This is a genomic window from Ferrovibrio sp. (assembly GCF_029255545.1).
Lineage (GTDB): Bacteria > Pseudomonadota > Alphaproteobacteria > Ferrovibrionales > Ferrovibrionaceae > Ferrovibrio.
The window spans coordinates 1-18599 of the sequence record NZ_JANLJJ010000027.1 but is presented as its reverse complement, the minus strand read 5'-3'; the positions used below and the strand labels follow the sequence as shown (position 1 = coordinate 18599).

Annotated in this window: 17 protein-coding genes; 7 read left to right on the top strand and 10 right to left on the bottom strand. The window is 66.1% G+C overall.

What is annotated here, in order from left to right:
* Both Q1J79_RS04650 and tpiA read right to left on the bottom strand, forming a co-directional pair.
* A partial coding sequence (locus Q1J79_RS04650; RefSeq protein ID WP_300297178.1) for a lysine-2,3-aminomutase-like protein occupies window positions 1–995 on the bottom strand: 995 nt, incomplete at its 3' end.
* A 4-nt stretch (window positions 996–999) separates the two neighbouring features.
* On the bottom strand, window positions 1000–1755 hold the full coding sequence (tpiA, locus tag Q1J79_RS04645) for a triose-phosphate isomerase (protein WP_300297176.1): 756 nt from the start codon (window positions 1753–1755) through the stop codon (window positions 1000–1002).
* Between the two features lie 188 nt (window positions 1756–1943).
* On the opposite strand from tpiA, the gene Q1J79_RS04640 reads away from it, so the two are divergent.
* From Q1J79_RS04640 to Q1J79_RS04625, 4 genes are all read left to right on the top strand, one after another.
* On the top strand, window positions 1944–3848 hold the full coding sequence (locus Q1J79_RS04640; RefSeq protein ID WP_300297174.1) for a SurA N-terminal domain-containing protein: 1905 nt from the start codon (window positions 1944–1946) through the stop codon (window positions 3846–3848).
* Window positions 3849–3866: 18 nt separating this feature from the next.
* A complete protein-coding gene (trpE, locus tag Q1J79_RS04635) occupies window positions 3867–5387 on the top strand; it encodes an anthranilate synthase component I (protein ID WP_300297171.1) in 1521 nt (506 codons plus the stop codon).
* Between the two features lie 17 nt (window positions 5388–5404).
* The gene (locus tag Q1J79_RS04630) at window positions 5405–6127 is read left to right on the top strand and encodes a DNA-3-methyladenine glycosylase I (protein ID WP_300297168.1); all 723 of its coding nucleotides are present in this window, start codon (window positions 5405–5407) and stop codon (window positions 6125–6127) included.
* A gap of 123 nt (window positions 6128–6250) precedes the next feature.
* Window positions 6251–7144: a methyltransferase gene (locus tag Q1J79_RS04625; RefSeq protein WP_300297165.1), complete on the top strand. Its 894-nt coding sequence runs from the start codon at window positions 6251–6253 to the stop codon at window positions 7142–7144.
* A gap of 9 nt (window positions 7145–7153) precedes the next feature.
* Here Q1J79_RS04625 and Q1J79_RS04620 read toward each other — a convergent pair whose 3' ends face one another.
* From Q1J79_RS04620 to Q1J79_RS04600, 5 genes are all read right to left on the bottom strand, one after another.
* A complete protein-coding gene (locus Q1J79_RS04620) occupies window positions 7154–7519 on the bottom strand; it encodes a hypothetical protein (protein WP_300297163.1) in 366 nt (121 codons plus the stop codon).
* 23 nt (window positions 7520–7542) lie between these two features.
* Window positions 7543–8874 (bottom strand): sulfite oxidase, encoded by a 1332-nt coding sequence (locus tag Q1J79_RS04615; protein ID WP_300297160.1) that lies wholly within the window; start codon window positions 8872–8874, stop codon window positions 7543–7545.
* A gap of 125 nt (window positions 8875–8999) precedes the next feature.
* Window positions 9000–9791: a hypothetical protein gene (locus Q1J79_RS04610; RefSeq protein WP_300297157.1), complete on the bottom strand. Its 792-nt coding sequence runs from the start codon at window positions 9789–9791 to the stop codon at window positions 9000–9002.
* Window positions 9788–10303, bottom strand: a complete 516-nt coding sequence (locus Q1J79_RS04605; protein ID WP_300297154.1) for a sigma-70 family RNA polymerase sigma factor — start codon at window positions 10301–10303, stop codon at window positions 9788–9790. The genes Q1J79_RS04610 and Q1J79_RS04605 overlap by 4 nt, the downstream gene beginning before the upstream one ends.
* Window positions 10304–10375: 72 nt before the next feature.
* The gene (locus Q1J79_RS04600; RefSeq protein WP_300297151.1) at window positions 10376–11878 is read right to left on the bottom strand and encodes a divergent polysaccharide deacetylase family protein; all 1503 of its coding nucleotides are present in this window, start codon (window positions 11876–11878) and stop codon (window positions 10376–10378) included.
* A gap of 74 nt (window positions 11879–11952) precedes the next feature.
* Between Q1J79_RS04600 and Q1J79_RS04595 the strand changes: the two genes are divergently transcribed.
* Window positions 11953–12471 (top strand): O-acetyl-ADP-ribose deacetylase, encoded by a 519-nt coding sequence (locus Q1J79_RS04595; protein ID WP_300297148.1) that lies wholly within the window; start codon window positions 11953–11955, stop codon window positions 12469–12471.
* Here the strand turns inward: Q1J79_RS04595 and Q1J79_RS04590 are convergent.
* The gene (locus Q1J79_RS04590; RefSeq protein ID WP_300297145.1) at window positions 12441–14747 is read right to left on the bottom strand and encodes a methyl-accepting chemotaxis protein; all 2307 of its coding nucleotides are present in this window, start codon (window positions 14745–14747) and stop codon (window positions 12441–12443) included. The two genes, Q1J79_RS04595 and Q1J79_RS04590, sit on opposite strands and share 31 nt — an antisense overlap.
* Before the next feature lie 372 nt (window positions 14748–15119).
* Here Q1J79_RS04590 and lexA point away from each other — a divergent pair, with 372 nt between their 5' ends.
* Entirely contained in the window at window positions 15120–15857 is a 738-nt protein-coding gene (gene lexA, locus Q1J79_RS04585; RefSeq protein WP_300297143.1) for a transcriptional repressor LexA, read from the top strand.
* Window positions 15858–15942: 85 nt separating this feature from the next.
* Here the strand turns inward: lexA and Q1J79_RS04580 are convergent, their stop codons facing one another.
* A complete protein-coding gene (locus Q1J79_RS04580; protein ID WP_300297140.1) occupies window positions 15943–16098 on the bottom strand; it encodes a DUF3309 family protein in 156 nt (51 codons plus the stop codon).
* 66 nt (window positions 16099–16164) lie between these two features.
* Window positions 16165–18381 (bottom strand): ComEC/Rec2 family competence protein, encoded by a 2217-nt coding sequence (locus Q1J79_RS04575; RefSeq protein WP_300297137.1) that lies wholly within the window; start codon window positions 18379–18381, stop codon window positions 16165–16167.
* Window positions 18382–18517: 136 nt separating this feature from the next.
* Between Q1J79_RS04575 and Q1J79_RS04570 the strand changes: the two genes are divergently transcribed.
* On the top strand, window positions 18518–18599 hold an 82-nt coding region (locus tag Q1J79_RS04570; RefSeq protein WP_300297323.1), incomplete at its 3' end, for a glutamate--tRNA ligase family protein.

The following is an 18599-nucleotide window of genomic DNA, read 5'->3' as shown; positions in this document are numbered from 1 at the left end:
CGGTGGCTGCAGCCCCAGGGGTCGGTAACCTGCCAGGAGCCATCTCCCTGCGGCTCGGCGTAGGCCGGCCCAACCGGCACTTTTCCGTGCCCGCCTGGGATATCGAGGATATAGGTCGGCTGCAGCAGGCCCGAGGTATGGCCGCGCAGGCGGCGCATCAGTTGCTGTCCCTCTTCCAGGCTGAGGCGGAAATGGCTGGTGCCGCGCGCCAGGTCGCCGTGATGCAGGTAATGCGGCTTGATCCGGTTGGCCACCATGGCGCGGAACAGGTCGGTCAGCGCCGCCGGGCTGTCATTCACGCCCCTGAGCAGCACCGACTGGCCCAGCACGGGGATGCCGGCATCCACCAGGCGGCGGATCGCCACCACCGCCTCAGGCACGAATTCGCGGGCGTGGTTGGCATGCAGCAACAGCCACACGGCCTTGTCGCCGGATTTCAGCGCCGCGACCAGATCGTCGCCGATACGCCCGGGGTCGACGACCGGCACGCGGCTGTGGATGCGGATCACGCCCAGATGCGGGATGGCATTCAGCCGTTCGATCACCTCTTTCAGCCGGCGCGGCGAGACGATCAGCGGATCGCCGCCGGTGAGGATCACCTCCCAGATCGCCGGATGCCGCGCGATATAGTCGATGGCGGCATCGAGCTGGTCCGCGCTCAGGCCTTTCGAACCCGGCCCTACCATCTCGCGGCGGAAACAGAAACGGCAATAGACCGGGCAGACATTCACCAGCTTGAGCAGCACGCGGTCGGGGTAGCGGTGCACGATGCCGGCCACAGGGCTGTGCGCCTCGTCGCCAATCGGATCGCCGCGCTCATGCTCATGCGTCACCAGTTCCGCCACATCGGGCAGGAACTGGCGCGCGATCGGGTCTTTCGGATCGCTGGGGTCGATCTGCGCCTGCAGGTGCGGCGTGACGGAAACGGCAAACTGCGCGGCCACTTTTTTAAGTGCCGCGATGCTGCCGTCCCGATCCCGCTCCTCGGCGCCCATGCGATTACCTGAAGCCCTTGGCTTCCACGATGGGCCAGAAATCGTTCGCCTTCAGGCTGGCGCCGCCAACCAGCGCGCCATCGACATCCGGCACGGCCATCAACTGTTTCGCGTTGTCGGGCTTCACCGAGCCGCCATAGAGGATGCGGAAGCCCGCGCCGTCGTCGAAGCGCGCCTTCAGATCCTGGCGGATCGCGGCATGCACCTCGGCCACCTGCTCCAGGGTCGGGGTACGGCCGGTGCCGATGGCCCAGACCGGTTCATAGGCGATCACGGTGTTGGCGGCATTGGCGTCGTCGGGCAGCGAGCCGCGCAGTTGCGCGCCCACCACCTTCAGCGTATCGCCGGCATCGCGCTGGGCCAGCGTTTCCCCCAGGCAGACGATGGCCACCAGGCCGGCACGATGGGCCGCCTGCGCCTTGGCCCGCACCACCTCGTCGCTTTCGGCATGGTCGGCGCGGCGTTCGGAATGGCCAACGATCACATAAGCCGCGCCGGCGTCTTTGAGCATCTCGGCCGCGATGTCACCGGTATGGGCGCCCGAGGCCTTGGCATGGCAGTCCTGCCCCCCGACACCTATGCCGGTGCCTTTCAGGGTCGCCGCCATCGCCGCGACCAGGGTGGCCGGCGGGCAGAGGCCCAGTTCGGCCTGCGAGGCCTGCGCTTTGACCTTGCCGGCTAGCGCCGAGGCCTCGGCGAGGGAAGCCGCCAGGCCGTTCATTTTCCAGTTGCCGACAATCAGGGGGCGCCGCGCCACCATGGAAACCTCACAGGACTAGGGGTCGAGAGATGGGGAAAAACCGGGCTTGTCGTAGCAAGTTCCGCCCCGAAAGGCAAAGCCGGTGCCTTGCCGCCTCCGGGCCCCGGCCTTACTATGCCCGACCGTTTCGGCCGGGGTCGGAAGATCAGGCCAGAGCCTTTGTTTCGCTTCACTTTTTTGGGTGTTTCATGCTGCAGCAGATGCGTTCCGGCGCCGCCTCCTGGATTGCCAAGGGCCTGATGATTCTTCTGATCCTCAGCTTTGGCGTCTGGGGCATCGCGGACTATATCGGCGGCTTCAGTGGCGGCGGCGACGTCGCCACCGTCGGCTCTGCCAAGGTCAGCCAGCCGGAATTCGCCGATGCCTATCGCCGAGAGGTCAGCAGCCTGCAGCGCCGCTTCGGCAGCGCCTTCACGCCCGAGCAGGCCCGCCAACTCGGCCTCGACGAGACGGTGCTCAACCGCCTGATCGAAGACAAGCTCTATGTGCAGGCCGCCGACAAGCTCGGCATCATGATCACCGATGAACAGGTGCGCGCGGCGATCACCAACGCGCCGGCCTTCAAGGGCATCACCGGCCAGTTCGACCGCCTGGCCTTCGAGAGCTACCTGCGCAACGAGGGCTACTCGGAAGGCATGCTGGTCGCGCTGCTGCGTCAGGACCTGGCCCGCACCCAGTTGCTCGGCAGCCTGTTTGGCAGCATCACCACCGTGCCGAACGCCATGGTCGACACCATCCTGGGCTATCGCCTGGAACGCCGGCTGGCCGAATATATTGTGGTCGACGCCGCGAAACTGCCCGCCCCGGCCGCGCCGTCGGATGCGCAGATCGAGAATTACTACAAGGCCAATCCGCTGGCCTATACCGCGCCCGAGCGCCGCAGCCTGGCCTGGTTCGCCGTCACGCCGCAGCAATATGCCGCCCAGATGCCGGTCAGCGACGAGGAACTGCGCGAGGAATACGACGCCCATCGCTCCGCCTATGTGACACCGGAGAAGCGCGCCGTCGAGCAGGTGGTGTTCGCCACCGAGGCCGAGGCGAAGGCGGCATATGATGCCGTGCAGAAGGGCGAGGACTTCATTGCCATGGCGGCGCGGCTGCAGAAGCTGAAGCCCGATGATGTCAAACTCGGCACCCTGACCAAGACCGAACTGCCGGCCAGCATCGCCAATGCCGTTTTCGCGCTGCCGCTGAATACGGTAGGCGAACCGGCCACTTCGCCCTTCGGCTGGCATCTCGCCCGCGTCACCGCCATTCAGCCCGGCACCACCAAGAGCCTGGATGAAGCCAAAGACGAACTGCGCCAGCAGATCGCCCTGCGCAAGGCAACCGAAGGCCTGGTCAAGCTGCGCCAGCAGATCGACGACCAGATCGCCGGTGGCGCCACGCTGGACGAGATCGCCACGGCGCAGAAGACCACGCTGGTCCGCGCCGCCAATATCGATGCACAGGGCTTTGGCGCTGACGGCAAGCCGGTCGATGCCCTGCCGAAACTGCCGGCCTTCCTCTCCGAATCCTTTGACCTGGATGCCGATGCCGAGCCGCATATCGTCGACCAGCCCGATGGCGGCTTCATCCTGGTGAAGGCGACCGACGTGAAACCGGCAGCGCTCCGCCCGCTGGCTGACGTGAAGGACAACGTGATGGCGGCCCTGCAGCAGCGCAGCCGCAGCGAAGCGGCAGCCGAAGCGGCCAAGCAGATTGCCGAACGCCTGCGCAGTGGCGGCGACCTTGGCAAGGAAGCCGCCAGCGCCGACGCCACCGTGCAGCTCAGTGCGCCGCTGTCGCGCGGCGGCCAGCCGGCCGATCGCGCGCTGTCACCCGCCGTGGTCAGCGCATTGTTCAATGCCAGGCAGCCAGGTGACGTCGTGACTGGTCCCGCCGGCGCCAATCCGGCCAATGCCATTGTCGCGCGCCTGATCCGTGTCGAAGCGGCCGATCCGGCCGCCATTGCGCGTCAGAAAGACCAAACCGCGCAGCAACTCGCCGGCGGTATCGCGCAGGACCTGGTGCAGCAGTATCGCCAGACCGTGCAGAAGGATATCGGTGTGAAAATCGATCCGGCGGCCCGCGCCCGCGCCACTGGGCTGTAACCCAGCAACGTGCCGCCGATGAAGATCACGCCCGATTATGCCAGCTTCGCCAAGGCCTATATGGCCGGGGAAGCCCAGGTGCTCTCGACCCAGCTGGTCGCCGACCTGGAAACGCCGGTTTCGGCCTTCCTCAAGCTGGCTGATACGCGGCCATGGTCCTGCCTGCTGGAATCCATCGAAGGCGGCGCGGTGCGCGGCCGCTATTCGATCATCGGCCTGAAGCCCGACCTGCTGTGGCGCTGCCAGGGCCAGAAGGCGGAGATCAACCGCAAGGCGCGGTTCGACCAGACCGCTTTCGAGCCCTGCCCCGAGCCGACGCTGGTGTCCCTGCGCAAGCTGCTGGCCGAAAGCCGCATTGAGCTGCCCGGCCACCTGCCGCCGATGGCAGCCGGCATTGTCGGCTTCATGGGCTACGACATGGTGCGGCTGATCGAGCCGAAAGTGCCCGACACCAACCCGGACACACTGGGCCTGCCCGACGGGCTGCTGATGCGTCCCACGGTGATGGCGATTTTCGATTCCGTGCTCGACATGATCACGCTGGTCACGCCGGTGCGACCGCAGACCGGCATGGATGCCCGCGCCGCCTATGCCATGGCCAGCGAACGGCTGAGCGACATTGTCGCCGACCTCGATCGGCCGCTGGGCGCCGTGCGCGACCAGATCGCCGACCTGGATGCCCTGCCCGAGCCGCAGTCGAACATGTCGCCCGACGACTACATGGCGATGGTACGCAAGGCGAAGGACTACATCGCCGCCGGCGACATCTTCCAGGTCGTGGTCGGCCAGCGTTTCAGCCTGCCGTTCCGCCTGCCGCCATTTGCGCTCTATCGCGCGCTGCGGCGCACCAATCCCTCGCCCTTCATGTTCTATCTCAATCTCGGCGGACCGTGCCTTGTGGGCTCGTCGCCGGAAATCCTGGTACGCCTGCGCGACGAGACGGTAACGATCCGCCCCATCGCCGGCACCCGCAAGCGTGGAGCCACGCCAAGCGAGGACGAGGCCCTGGCCCAGGACCTGCTCAGCGACCCCAAGGAACTGGCCGAACATCTGATGCTGCTCGATCTCGGGCGCAACGATGTCGGCCGCGTGGCGCAGATCGGCACGGTGAAAGTCACCGAGCGCAACCAGATCGAGCGCTACAGCCACGTGATGCACATCGTCTCGAATGTCGAAGGCAAGATTCGCCCAGACCTGGATGCCCTGGATGCCATGTTCGCCGGTTTTCCGGCCGGCACGGTATCGGGTGCGCCAAAGGTGCGGGCGATGGAGATCATCGACGAGCTGGAGCCGGTGCGGCGCAGCTTCTATGCCGGTGGCGTCGGCTATTTCTCGGCCAATGGCAGCATGGATACCTGCATCACCCTGCGTACCGCACTGGTGAAGGACGGTACCATGTATGTGCAGGCCGGCGCCGGCATCGTGGCCGACAGCGACCCGATGTCGGAACATGTCGAATGCGTCAACAAGGCCAAGGCGCTGATCCGCGCCGCCGAGGAAGCCGAGCGCTATGCCAGCCGCGGCGGGCGCGGGCAGTAAAGCCGGAGGGATTTCGCATGGCAACCTCGTTCAAGACCATCCGGGCGAGAGCGGCCAAACGCAAAGGCGGCGAAGCAGCGCTCAAGAAACTGCTGCCGCCCCTGCCCGACCACAAGAAACTGGCCAGGCTGAAAGACGACCGCGCGCTGGCTGAAATGGCCAAGCGCGTCTTCTCCGCCGGCTTCGTGTGGAGCGTGATTGAGAACAAGTGGGACGGCTTCGAGGCGGCATTCCTCGATTTCGAGCCGCGCAAGCTGCTGCACAAGCCGGACGAGTTCTGGGAGAAGCTGGCCTCCGACAAGCGCATCGTGCGCAATCCGCAGAAGATTCGTTCCGTACGCGACAATGCGCGATTCGTCATGGATATCGCCTCCGAATACGGCAGTTTCGGCAAGCTGCTGGCGACCTGGCCGATGGATGACCAGCTTGGCCTGCTTGATCTGCTGGCCAAGCGCGGCTCGCGGCTGGGCGGAAATACCGGGCAATACCTGATCCGTTTCCTCGGTCGCGACAGCTGGATCGCCTCGCGCGACGTGATCCTCTGCCTGCGCGATGCCGGCGTGGAGATTTCCGAGAACCCGACCTCGAAGCGCGACCGGCTGAAGATTCAGGCCCAGATGAATGCCTGGGCAAAGGAAAGCGGCCTGCCGCTGACCCATATCTCGCGCATCTGCGCCATGTCGATCGGCACCAACTACGATGCCGAAACGCTGAAAAAGGCCATGGACGGCGAAGACTGAAAATGGTGAAAACCGGTTAACCACGCCGCAAGCCGGCGATGGTTATCAGGCGGTAAACGGCCGCAGCAATATTTCCAAATAATCCCATCGCATTGCACGGATCGCTACCCCAAATTCCGGGGTATGCAACATGATGTCACACTCGATGCGATCGGCTGGGAACAGCGCGGCATCCGCGCCCTGGAAGCGGGCTGCCATGCCGAGGCCGAAGGCTATTTCGCCAAAGCGGTGGTGAAGGCCGACCGGGCTTTGTCCTGGCTTGGCCTGGCCATGAGCCAGATCGACCTGAACCGTAGCGCAGCTGCCGTTGCCAGCCTGCAGCGCGCGCAGGCCCTGGCGCCGCAATCCGGTGTTGTCAGTCACCTGCTGGCCTCGCTGCAGGGCGACAAGCCCGAGCGGGCGCCGCCCGCTTTTGTGAACTGGCTGTTCAACAGCCGCGCCCCGACTTTCGACCGTCATCTGGCCCGCCTGGGGTATCGCGGCCCGGAGATGCTGCATCAACTTGCCATCAATGCCGGCTGGCCCGTCGATGGCGGCCGGCGCATTCTCGATCTGGGTTGCGGCACGGGCTTAAGCGGCGTGCCGTTCCGTCCCTATGCCGCCCGGCTCGACGGCGTCGACATGGTTCCCGCCATGCTGGAGCAGGCGCAGCGGCGCGGTATCTACGACAGCCTGCAGCAGAATGAGTTGCATGCCGCCCTTGATACGGCCCTACCCCTCTCCTACGACGTCGCGATTGCCGCCGACACCCTGATCTATGTCGGCGATCTCAGCGTGCTGTTCGAACAGCTGGCCAGCGCGCTGGCGCCCGGTGGCAGCTTCCTGTTCACCACCGAGATGGGTGCGCCCGGCAGCGGGTTCACCCTGCGGCCGAGTGGCCGCTACAGCCATGCCGAGGATTACCTGCTGGCCTGCGCCGGCGACATGTTCCGGCTGGAGGGGCGCGGCGAAGGCTGCATCCGCGTGGAAGACGGCCGGATGACGCCCGGCTGCGCCTACCACTTCATCAAGGACTGAATCGCCGGTTCATTTGGCCGTTGACCGGTTCAGGAACGGATTTGTGTAGCCACGCCCCTTGGGCGGAAACGCCTTGGCCAGATAATCCAGCGTCTTGTCCAGATCCTCGCCTTCCAGCGGCGCCATGTTGTGCTTCTCGACCATGATACCGAGCACTTCGGCCCAGCGCTCACGGCTGTGGCCCTGCGCGCGGACTAGATCCGAGCCATGGCAGGCGGTACAGACGTAAAACACCTCGTCGCGATTCTCGCCCTCGGGGAACACGGTGGGTTCTTCGGGTTCCCGCTCGGCGGATGATGACTGGGCGAAAACGGCGCCGCCGGCAGCAACAGCCAGCGACGCCGCCAGAACAACAGCAGCAAACCAACGCGTCATGTATATGCGATCCTCTCCGGTAATCAGGCGGGGATCAGCACGGCGATCCGGTGCATCACATTGCCGCCGTAACCCTGCGGATTCCAGTTGGCCGCCGCATGGCTCTGGCCACGGCCGGTGCTGTCGATCGCCCGCACCCAGAATTCGTAATACCCCTCCGACGGCACGGTGAGATCCGCGTTCCAGGTCTGCCAGGCGTATTTGTTCGCCGCCTTGGCAACCTTGGCCTTGCGCCAGGTCTGGCCGTAATCGCCTGACACATGCACCTCGGCCACGCTGTGCTCGCCGGCCCAGGCATGGCCACGCAGGGCAATCGCCCGCGTGCCGGCCTTGAGTTCGGTGCCGTTGGCGATGTTGGTGATGATCGAACGCACCGGCATCGATTCCAGGATGCGGAAATTCTTCGGATCGGCCTTGCTGCCCGGAATCATCGGCTTGATCGGCACGCGATAGCTGGTACCGGTCATGCCCTGCCCGTCATGCTCCTTGTCGCGGATCCAGATGCGGCTGAGCCATTTCTGCGAGGTCGAGCCCGGCCAGCCCGGCACGATCAGGCGCAGCGGCGCGCCGTTGATCTGCGGGATTGGCCCGCCATTCACCGCATAGGCGATGATGGTGTGCTCCTCCATCGCCTTGGCGATCGGCATGCCACGGCTGATCGCCGGCTTATTCGGATCCCCCGACAGGTGGCTGTCGCGACCATAATGGCCGGTATAGACGGCGCTGGATTTCAGGCCGGCCGCTTCCAGCACGTCTTTCAGCCGCACCCCGGTCCAGCGTGCATTGGAAATCGCGCCATTGGTCCACTGGTTGCCGCTGGCCTTGGGTTCGAAGAAGCTGCGGCCGTTGCCGCCGCATTCCATCTGCAGTGCATAGGTGACCGGCTTGAACTTCTGCTTCAGCTCGCCCAGCGTCAGTTTCAGGGCCTTGTTCACTTCGCCGTCGACAGTCAATTCCCAGGAGTCTGGATTGCCTGCCGCATCCGGCGGGGTGCCGTTATTACGGATGAAGATCTTGTCATTCGGCGTGATATCGTCGTTGAGAAGATGCTCGGGCGTCTCGGCCACGAAGGGCTTGTCGCCCAGGATCACCAGTTCGGCCTTGCCATCCATCTTGAGGATTTTCGGCGCCGCCGCGCTGCCTTGCGCCATGGCGGCCGGAATCAGGCCCGACGGCATGTTGCCGCTGAAGGGAATCGCACCCCCCACCATGGCACCCATCGCGGCCAGGCCGGTGCCCTGCAGGAAGCCACGCCGGCTGGCGCCCGTGCGGCGGCCAAAGACCAGCGCATCGGCGCGCTCCGGATCATCCTGATACAGTTCGAAAAAACCGCGTTCTTTCCAACCCTTCGCCATGGCGCTTCCTCCGGTTCTGCCCGCCTCTTCATGGACACGGGCTTGTGTGGAGTAAGACGGAAACGCGGGCCGGTTTATTCCGTAGCGACTGAAAAATTTCTACCGCCCGGGCCCGGAAGCCCGGCTCAGGCCGGGCAGGGCAAGGCCGGATCGGCGGATTGCTGCAACGCCATACGGGTCAGGTCGTCGACCTGAAAACGTTCGCGGGTGATCCGCGCCACGGCGGAAGCAAGCGTGACGAAACGTTGCGCATCCATGTCGCGGGTCATCAGGGCATAGCCCTTATGCTCCACGCGCCAGACATAGGCCGAGAGGCCGTCGATCTGCTGGCGCACCGGAACGGCAGCGAAATCGGGCAAAGCCTCGCCGATCCACAGGCTGACCTGACAGCCGCGCGGGCCGCGGAAGCCCAGCAGGATGCTGCGGCCCTGCCCTGCCACACTGGCCGGCATGACATGGCTGAGCGTCAGGCCGGCAGCGGTGAGATCGGGGATTTCCGTCAGTGTCGTGGCGGTCGCGACCGGGCTGGGTCGCATAGCGGCGCCGGCCGGCCCGCTGATCCAGGTGCGGTGCAAACCGGCGGCGGCCAGCAGGGCGGCGGGTGTTTCATCCCGCGCCGGCCAGACCGACAACAAGACGGCCACGCCAAGCCCAACCACCAGCAGCAGCGAAGCAGCGGCAAGCGCGATACGGGTGACGGGACGCGACCGGCGACTGCGCCGCAGCACCGGCAGGGGCGGCATGATCTGGGGCACGACCGGCAGCGAGGCCGCCGCACTTGCCTTCAGCCGGGTCAGCGTTGCCACCTGCGCCGCGATGTCGGGATCGCTGGCCACGGCAGCCGCCACCTCTGCGGCGGCCTCCGCATCCAGTTCGCCATCGACATAGGCGTTGAGGGTCTCCCAGGACGGTGTCACGACCGGCGTCTCCGCGCTTTCTCCAAAACTTCTACCTTGCCGCCAATGATTTCCAGCAGCAACAGGCGGGCCCGGCTCAGGCGGCTCATCACCGTGCCCACCGGCACATGCAGGATTTCAGCGGCTTCCGCATAGCGGAAGCCCTGAATATCCACCAGCATCACCACTTCGCGATGCGCCACATCGAGTTGCTGCAGCGCCTCGCGCACCGCCATGTCGTCCAGCAGGCGGTCGTCATAATACCGCGGAGTCTGGGCTGCGCCGATATCGACATCCACGATCGGCGAAGCGCGTTCCTGCCGGTATTGATCAATCCAGGCATTGCGCAGAACTCTGAAGGCCCAAGACTGCTCACGGCCGGTCTGCGGCGCCGTTGCGCGGGAGGTCAGCGCATTCAGCGCGGTCTGCTGCATCAGGTCGCGGGCCTTCTCGCGGTCACCAGTCAATGCCAAGGCATAGCGGAACAACGCCGCCCAATGCTCGATCAGTATGCTTTCAATGCCACGCAGCAAAGGCGAGCCATTCCGGATGCGTTTCCCTCAGGCAAGACTGCGCGGCGGCGCGTCAAAAGTCACGCCGTTTTTTCAGCGTTCCTGCTGCTGGCGGCGCAGCAGCACGGTGCTGACAGGCACCAGGCTGAAGCCCTTGGCCCTCGCGCTGGCGATCCAGCTTTCCAGCGCGCTGAGCGTCGTGGCATGGGGATGGCCGATGGCAATCACGTCGCCGCGGGCCCGCGCGATGCGTTCCATCGCGGCAAGTTCATGGCCGATGCCGGGCGAACGGTCGTCGTCGAGGAAGATATCGCGCTCGGCGGCATCCAGGCCGCGCTGGCGCGCCAGCGTCGGACCGGCGGAGCTTGGGCCTGACAGGCTGTCGAGCCAGAAGACCTGGCGGCGGCCAAGCGACTCCATCACCTGCGTCATGCGCGCGGCATTGGCGGTAAAGCGGCTGCCCATATGGTTGTTGACGCCGACATAACCGCTGAAGCGGTCGAGATGCCAGTCCAGCCGCCGTTGCAGTTCGGCCTCATCGAGATTCACATACAGCGCGTTCGGGCCGGGATTATGCCGTTTGATATCCAGCGGCTCCATCGGCAGATGCAGCATCACCTCGTGGCCGGCAGCACGCGCGGCGGCGGCCTGTTCCGACAGATCGGCGGCATAGCTCATGAACGACAGCGTGATCGGTTCCGGCAGTTTCGTGGCACGCTGCGTGCCGCGCCGATCAAGACCGGCATCGTCAATGATGATCGCCACATAGGGCGGTTTCGCGCCTGATGGCGGCGGCACGGCGCGGACACGCCAGGCATGTAGATTGCCGGCTGCGCGTGGCGCCATTGCGGGCGGCGGCACGGCGGCGGCAAGCTGGACCGCAGGATCGGCAGACCTGGGCCCGATGCGGTTTACGGCGACCGGCGTATCGGTTGCTGGACGCGAGGATTTCACGACTTCGGGCTTCGCGGCGACCGGTGCCACCGGAGCAGGAGCCGACACTGGCGGCTTCGCCGGTTCGGCGGGAGCGACGACCACAGCGATGGGCGCCTCGGCCGGAGCAGGATTAACGATGGCGGGCGGCTCGGTCGGCGGCAGGATGGGTGGTGGCGGCGGTGCCACGGCGACACGCGCCAGATCAGAAACCGGGCGCCAACCCTGGGCAGGTACGGCGGCGACTGGCCCTGACGGCGCGGCTGAGGAATTGGCGGCCGGTACCGTGCCGGGCAGCGGCGCGACCGCCGCCATGGCCGGCTTCGACGCCGGCGCCTGGCCAACCGCCATACCGACAGCAATGCCGCCAGCGAGAAGCGCGGCGGCAGCGGTCATCAACGGCCAGTTGACGGCAACGAAACCGCGGTTTTTTGCCAGCGTCCCTTTTGGCGCCCCTGTTGCAGTCGGCGACTGAGCCGGCATTACGTGACCAGGCGCGGCCTGCGCCTGCACGGCGCCATAGGCACCGGCGGCGGATTGCGCGGTGGCGGCGCGGCGCGGCTTCAGTCTCAGCGGCGGCGTGGTGGCAGGATCGCTCATCTGGACCCGGTTAAAGGATTGCGGCAGGCCGGGCAAGCGCGGCGTGCAACGCGTTGCCGCCATTGTCGTTTCCCCATGGTTAGCGAAAGGTAAAGACAGCGCGGGACGGCGATTCGCAACCCTGCTAGGATTCGCCCATGCCAAACGCACGCATTTCTGTCGTCATCGGTGACATCACGCAGTTGGACGTGGATGCCATCGTCAACGCAGCGAATGAAAGCCTGCTGGCCGGCGGCGGTGTCTGTGGCGCCATCCATCGCGCCGCGGGACCGGATCTGGAAGTGGAATGCCGCCGCATCGGCCGCTGCCCGACCGGCGAGGCGCGGATCACCGCCGGCTATCGCCTGCCCGCCCGCTATGTGATCCATGCCGTCGGTCCGGCCTGGCAGGGCGGCCATCGCGGCGAGCCGGAACTGCTGGGCGCCTGCTATCGCAACAGTCTGGCGCTGGCGCAGCAACACGGCCTTTCCAGCATTGCCTTCCCGGCGATCTCGACCGGCATCTTCGGCTACCCGCTGCAGGCCGCGACAGGGATTGCCTTGGCCGAGGCGCGCCGCTGGATATCGGAGCAGCCCAAACCCGAACGCGTGATCTTCTGCTGCTTCTCGGATCGCGATGCCGCAATCTATTCCGCTGCCCTCGCCGCCGCGTCCTGATCAAGCCGGAAGAAGGTGATCGAGGCCGCCAGGTCGCGCGCCTGATCGGCCAGCGACTGCGCCGACGCCGTGGTCTCTTCGACCAGCGCGCCGTTGCGTTGCGTCATCTCGTCCATCTGCGCCACGGCATCATTGATCTCGTCCAAGCCCGACGCCTGCTCCTGACTGGCAATCGAAATTTCCTCGATGATGCCGGCCACGCGCTTCACCGCCTCGACGATGCCGCTCAGGGAGGCGCCGGCCTCGTTGACCAGCTTGGCGCCATCCCGCACCTGGGCATTCGATTCCTGGATCAGCGCCTTGATATCCTTCGAGGCATCGGCGGAGCGCTGCGCCAGCCCACGCACTTCCTGCGCCACCACGGCGAAGCCCTTGCCGGCCTCGCCGGCCCGCGCCGCCTCCACCGAGGCATTGAGCGCCAGCAAGTTGGTCTGGAAGGCGATCTCATCGATCAGACCGACGATGTCGACGATCTTGCGCGCGCTGTCCTCGATCTGCCCCATCGCCTGCACGGCCCGGCCAACCACGGTACCGCCCTGGTCCGCAGTGTCGCGCGCACTGACGGCAAGCTGACTCGCCTGCCTGGCATTGTCGGCATTGTGCCGCACCGTGGCGGTGATCTCCTCCATCGAGGCCGCCGTACGCTGCAGGCTGGCGGCCTGCTGTTCGGTGCGCTGCGCCAGGTCGTTGCTGCCAACCGATATCTCGGCCGAGGCATCGCGCACATTACCCGCCGTCTGGCTCAGGCGCCCGACGATCTCGGCCAGTTTGCCGGCCAGTGTGTTGGCATTCTCAGCCAGCGTCTCGAACAGGCCGCGATGGCCGCCCGCGATGCGATGCGTCAGATCACCATGGGCCAGCGCCTCCAGCATCTGGCCCAGGTCGTTCAGCGCGCGCTCGACCGTGCCGAGCAGGTCGTTGACGCCGATGCCCAGCGTGCGCATCACGCCCTGCAATGACTCGGCATCGATGCGGCGGGTCAGGTCGCCGGCGGTGGCGGCCGCCACGATCTGGCCGATCGCCTGTTCCAGCAGCTCTTCCTGCGCCTTGCGCTGGCGCTCGAAATCGGCCCGGCCGCTTTCCACCTCGCGCTGCAGCTTCTCGTTTTCCTGGCCGCTGGTCTTCAGCACCTCGATGGCGCGCGCCATCTCGCCCAGTTCGTCGTTGCGTTTCGTCTCGGCCAGTTCGACCGACCAGTCGCGCTCGGCCAGCCGGCGGGTTGCCGCGGTCAGTCGCCCAATCGGCGCCGTCACCTGCGGTCCGACGAACAGCAGGCCGATCAGGGCGGCGATGCCGAGGCAAAGCACGGTGATGACGACCAGCACGATCTGCGCCGTGCTCGACTCGCCGGCCGCCTGGGTCGCCGCGCCATCGGCTGCCTTGCTGGCATCATCGACCAGCGCATGCACCTTGCCCGACAATTCTGCCGCCGCATTGCGGGCCTGGGTCAGCGCGATGCCGGCAGTATTCACCGTGCGCAATTCGCCACGGCGCACGCCGAACATGCTTTCGGTGCCCTGGCCATACCCCAGCAGCTTCTGCGTGGTGGCCAGCAGCTCGGAAATGTCGAACTGCTTGGAAGCCCAGTCGAGTTCCTCCAGCGCCGTGCTGTTCAGCTTGGTGAATTCGGCAAACAGCTTGTCCAACTCGGCATTGCTTGGTCCCTGGGCCGCCACCGCCAGCACGCCAACCAGCTGGTTCACCGCGTTGCCGGCCGCAATCAGTGCATTGGCGGCCTCGGCCACTTCCGGCTTGGCATTGGGCTGGCGCAGTTCGAAGATCGCGCGATCCAGCGCGGGGCGCATCTGCGCCTGAAAACCCAGATAGTCGGCATTGATCCTGGCCAGCAACTGCTCACGGTCGGTCGTGTAATTGAGCCGCGCGGTAACCGAGCGGTTGATCTGGGCCATCATGCGATCCAGCGTCTCGATCGCCTTGTCGATCGCCTCAATCTGCTCGGCCTGCTCGGGCGCGGCAGTCGCCTTCACTTTCTCGACCGCCTGCTTCAGCTCGTCCTGCTTGCCCTTCAACTCGCCGGCCGCCTTCTGGCGGGCGGCATCATTGGCCGCACTGGCCAGCGCCGGCGCGTTGGCGGTCAGTTCGGCGCTGGTCGCCGCCAGGTTCAGGGCCGCGACCACGGCCGGCAGATTGGTGGTGGTGATGCCGGCGTAACTGTCCTGCACCCGCCCGAAGAACAATCCGCCGATCACGTTGGAAACCAGGGTCAGGGCCGCCAGAACGGCAATGGCCAGGGTGAGCTTCTGCCGAATACCCATACTACTTTCCTCCCTCCCCTCGGGCCGGTGATCCGGTCCCGTCGGCCTTCTGGCCAAGCTGGGGCATTTGTTTATTGAGACATATTTCCCGGTACGGACAGTTCCGTAAAGCCCGGGCGACCAGGGTAGAGGCTGGTATCGACTCAACCTGTAGGAGATATCGACCATACCCTACCCCACATATATCCCTAGCCCTGTGGAAAAATACTTGACCCGAATGCAGAACCTCATTAGAACATTTCGTGGATTTCTTGTTCGTTCCGTCTGGCCGGTTCCCATTTTTCCGGCCTTCCGCTTTCGCGGGACCCGCGCGGTTGCGGGGCTGCGTTTACCGGACCAAGGGCGGCCGAACCCAGACCGAGGAGGCTGACCATGCTGACCCGCAAGCAGCACGACCTGCTGCTGTTCATTCACGAGAAGCTGGAGACATCCGGCGTATCGCCATCCTTCGAGGAAATGAAGGAAGCGATGAAACTGAAATCCAAGTCGGGCATCCACCGCCTGGTGACCGGCCTGGAGGAGCGCGGCTTCATCCGCCGCCTTGCCCATCGCGCCCGCGCCCTGGAAGTGCTGCGCCTGCCCGATTCCGCCGTGCCAACCCGTGGTGGCGTGGCCGGCGGCAATGTGCGCAGCGCCGCTCCGCGCAACCGGCTGATGCCGCGTGCCGTGGAAGGCAGCGGCCCGATGCAGGGCACGCCGGTGAATGTCAGTCCCTATAACGCGCGCGACATCGTCACCCTGCCGCTCTATGGCCGCATTGCCGCCGGCACCCCGATCGAGGCCCTGCGCGACATGAGCACGCAGATCGACGTGCCGATCGGCCTGCTCGGCAACGGCGACCATTACGCCCTGGAAGTGGCTGGCGATTCGATGGTCGATGCCGGCATCATGGATGGCGACACCGTGATCATCCAGCGCAGCGACAATGCCGAAAACGGCAGCATCGTGGTCGCCCTGGTCGATGAGCAGGAAGTGACGCTGAAGCGCCTGCGCCGCAAGGGTAACTCGGTGGCGCTGGAAGCCGCCAACCCGGCCTATGAGACGCGCATCTTCGGACCCGACCGGGTCAAGGTGCAGGGCCGGCTGGTTGGCCTGCTGCGGCGCTACTAAACACACCAGCACAGAATGAGGAAAAAGGCGGGATCATCTCCCGCCTTTTTTCATGCCGCTGTTTTTCATACCCGCCGTCAGCCGATCAGGCCACGATATTGCCGACCAGCATGAAGGCCAGGAAGGTGAGGATCACCAGCGCCACCATGCTGCCCGGTACCACGCTCCAGTTCCGGCTGTAGGGCCAGATCGGCAACACCAGCAGGAACAACACGGCCATCAGGGCGAGAATCGTGATCACGGCGGCCTCCTTGCTCTTTTTCTGTCGACCTTCGAACGCCGGACCGGCGCGATTGTTCCCCGCCGGCTAGCGATCCCCCTCGCCGCCTGCGCTGTCGTGCGCGGCGCCATGGCCTTTTGGAATTACCCAGGGCCTGCGGCCGCGCCGTTGCGCCACCGTGACGACGCGGATACCCGTTTCGCGATCCAGATACAGCGCATGGGTGCCGCCACGCCACAGGTCGTTGCGGTCGATCACCACTTTCGCCGAAGGGCAGCGATAGCGCACCGGCATCCGCGCCGCGATCACCACATCGGCATGGCGGCAGTCTTCCGTGATGGCGTGCGGCTGCTGCGGCAGGGCCACCAGAAATCCGGCATGGCGCCAGCTGCACCCGGCGGGATCGCAACGCAGGCTGCCATCGGCGCCGACGCTGCCATCGGTCTCGTTGCGGCGCAGGGTCGGCCAGGGGTAAAGCGGCGGCGCGCCGAGCCGTTCCCACCAGGTTTCGGCCGCGAATCCGCGCGGCGGCGTGCGACTCAGGTAAAAACGCCCGTCACCGCTCCGCGCCGCCAGCAGGCGGCCTTCCCCCGAGACCAGCATGTCGGGCTGCGCCACCAGCCAGGGTGACAGCGCGCCGGCGCAAAGACCAATGATGCCCAGCCAGCGCCAGCGACGCCGCCACAGGCAGAGCCACAGGCCGCCCAGCGCCACGGCGCTCAAGCCCCAGTTCGGCATCGCCGGCACGGTGCCGACCGTATCGGGCCAGCTGGCCACCCATTGCGCCAGCGCGATCAGCAGATCGACGCCCCAGACCATCGGGGTCAGCGCCAGAACCTCCAGTCCCAGCGGCATCAGGATGAAAGCCAGCACAACCAGCGGCATGATGAAGAAATCGACCAGCGGCGCCGCCAGCAGGTTGGCGACCAGCGCGTAATCGGCGACGCGGTTGAAGTGATAGGCGGCGAATAGCGACGAGCCGAGGCCCGCGACAAAACTGGCCGCCATAACGCCGAAAAGCCACAGCAACGCGATGCGCAATGGTCCGGCCTGCTGGCGCCAGCGCATCAGTCGCGACGCCATATCCTCGAAAGCCGCCACCAGCGCGGTGACGGCGGCAAACGACATCTGGAAACCAGGGTCGAGCAGGCTGTCGGGCCAGATGATCAGCAGCAGCAGCGCGGCCCAGGCCACGGCACGCAGGGTGATGGCGCGCCGATCGAGCATTACCGCCAGCAGGGCCAGCGCGATCATCAGCAGCGCGCGCAGGGTCGGAAGGGCCGCGCCCGACAGCAAGGTATAAGCCAGGGCGCCGAGCAAAGCCGCGCCGGCAGCCCATTTCTTGATCGGGTATCGCAGGGCCAGCGCCGGGTTCAGCGCCAGCGCGGCGCGCACCAGAAAGAAGAGCAGGCCCGCCACCAGCGTAAGGTGCAGCCCGGAGATGGAGAGGATATGCGCCAGTCCTGAATCGCGGAACGCGGCATCGACATGGTCGGGGATCGGGCCGCGCACGCCGGTCATCAGCGCGGTGGCGATGGCGCCCCCGGCTCCTTCAGACTGCGCCGAGATCCGGCGCGTCCAGTCCTGCCGCAACCCGCTGAGGCCCAGCATGGCCGCATCGTGCCAGCCGGTTTCCTCTTGCGCCGGCATCGCCTCCGGCGTGCTGATGGCATACCCGACGCCGCCGATCTGCCGGAACCAGGCATAGCGCGCGAAATCGAAGGCACCCGGCATGGCAGGCTCAGGAGGCGGCAGCAGCATAGCGCGCAGCCGGAGGCGGTCGCCCGGCCAGAGCAACTCGCCATCGCGGCGCAGGGTGATACGCAGGCGCTGCGGCGTTTCCGCCACGCTGAATCCGGGCAGCAGCAGATCATCGAGCAGCAGGCGATGGCCGGCGTCACGCGGCTCGACCTCGATCACGCGGCCTTCCAGCCAGATCGCGCCGCTCGGCCGCTGCAGCACCGGTGCCGAGACAGCCGCGCTGCGTTCTGCCCCCAGCCACAGGCCGCAGAGCATGGTCAACAGCAACAGCAGCGGCAGATGCCACAGGGCCTGCCATCTGGTGAGCAAAACTGCCAGCGCCAAGGCCGCAATGCCGAGCCGCAGCGGCAGCACAGGTGGCTCGACGGGCAGCAGGAAATAGATGGCGATGCCGCCGCCCAGCAGGGCCGGTAACCAGAGGAACCAGCGTTCCCGCTCCGCCAGGAAACAGGTCACGGCGTCGAAACCGCGCAGGTCGCGCCAGCCGGCGGTCAGGCCGGCGGCGAACCGCCGCCACAGAAGAGTTCGGGCTAGCCGTGCCATGGCTGAATTCTCTGCATGACAGCCCTGTGGCCGCCAATCCGTGCAAAACGGGAACGCGGCTTGCCCGCCTGCCCCCGTATGCTAAAACCCCTGCTTCCCAAGGTTTCAGTCCCCGATCGCCCCCAAGGTTTGCCCGATGAAAGTCGTTACCCGTTTCGCCCCTTCGCCCACCGGCTACCTGCATATCGGCGGTGCCCGCACGGCGCTGTTCAACTGGC

Bases quoted from the DNA above. Each gene is read 5' to 3' on its own strand.
- tpiA (WP_300297176.1), bottom strand. From the start codon at position 1,755: ATGGTGGCGCGGCGCCCCCTGATTGTCGGCAACTGGAAAATGAACGGC.
- Q1J79_RS04640 (WP_300297174.1), top strand. From the start codon at position 1,944: ATGCTGCAGCAGATGCGTTCCGGCGCCGCCTCCTGGATTGCCAAGGGC.
- trpE (WP_300297171.1), top strand. From the start codon at position 3,867: ATGAAGATCACGCCCGATTATGCCAGCTTCGCCAAGGCCTATATGGCC.
- Q1J79_RS04630 (WP_300297168.1), top strand. From the start codon at position 5,405: ATGGCAACCTCGTTCAAGACCATCCGGGCGAGAGCGGCCAAACGCAAA.
- Q1J79_RS04625 (WP_300297165.1), top strand. From the start codon at position 6,251: ATGCAACATGATGTCACACTCGATGCGATCGGCTGGGAACAGCGCGGC.
- Q1J79_RS04620 (WP_300297163.1), bottom strand. From the start codon at position 7,519: ATGACGCGTTGGTTTGCTGCTGTTGTTCTGGCGGCGTCGCTGGCTGTT.
- Q1J79_RS04615 (WP_300297160.1), bottom strand. From the start codon at position 8,874: ATGGCGAAGGGTTGGAAAGAACGCGGTTTTTTCGAACTGTATCAGGAT.
- Q1J79_RS04600 (WP_300297151.1), bottom strand. From the start codon at position 11,878: ATGGCGGCAACGCGTTGCACGCCGCGCTTGCCCGGCCTGCCGCAATCC.
- Q1J79_RS04595 (WP_300297148.1), top strand. From the start codon at position 11,953: ATGCCAAACGCACGCATTTCTGTCGTCATCGGTGACATCACGCAGTTG.
- Q1J79_RS04590 (WP_300297145.1), bottom strand. From the start codon at position 14,747: ATGGGTATTCGGCAGAAGCTCACCCTGGCCATTGCCGTTCTGGCGGCC.
- lexA (WP_300297143.1), top strand. From the start codon at position 15,120: ATGCTGACCCGCAAGCAGCACGACCTGCTGCTGTTCATTCACGAGAAG.
- Q1J79_RS04575 (WP_300297137.1), bottom strand. From the start codon at position 18,381: ATGGCACGGCTAGCCCGAACTCTTCTGTGGCGGCGGTTCGCCGCCGGC.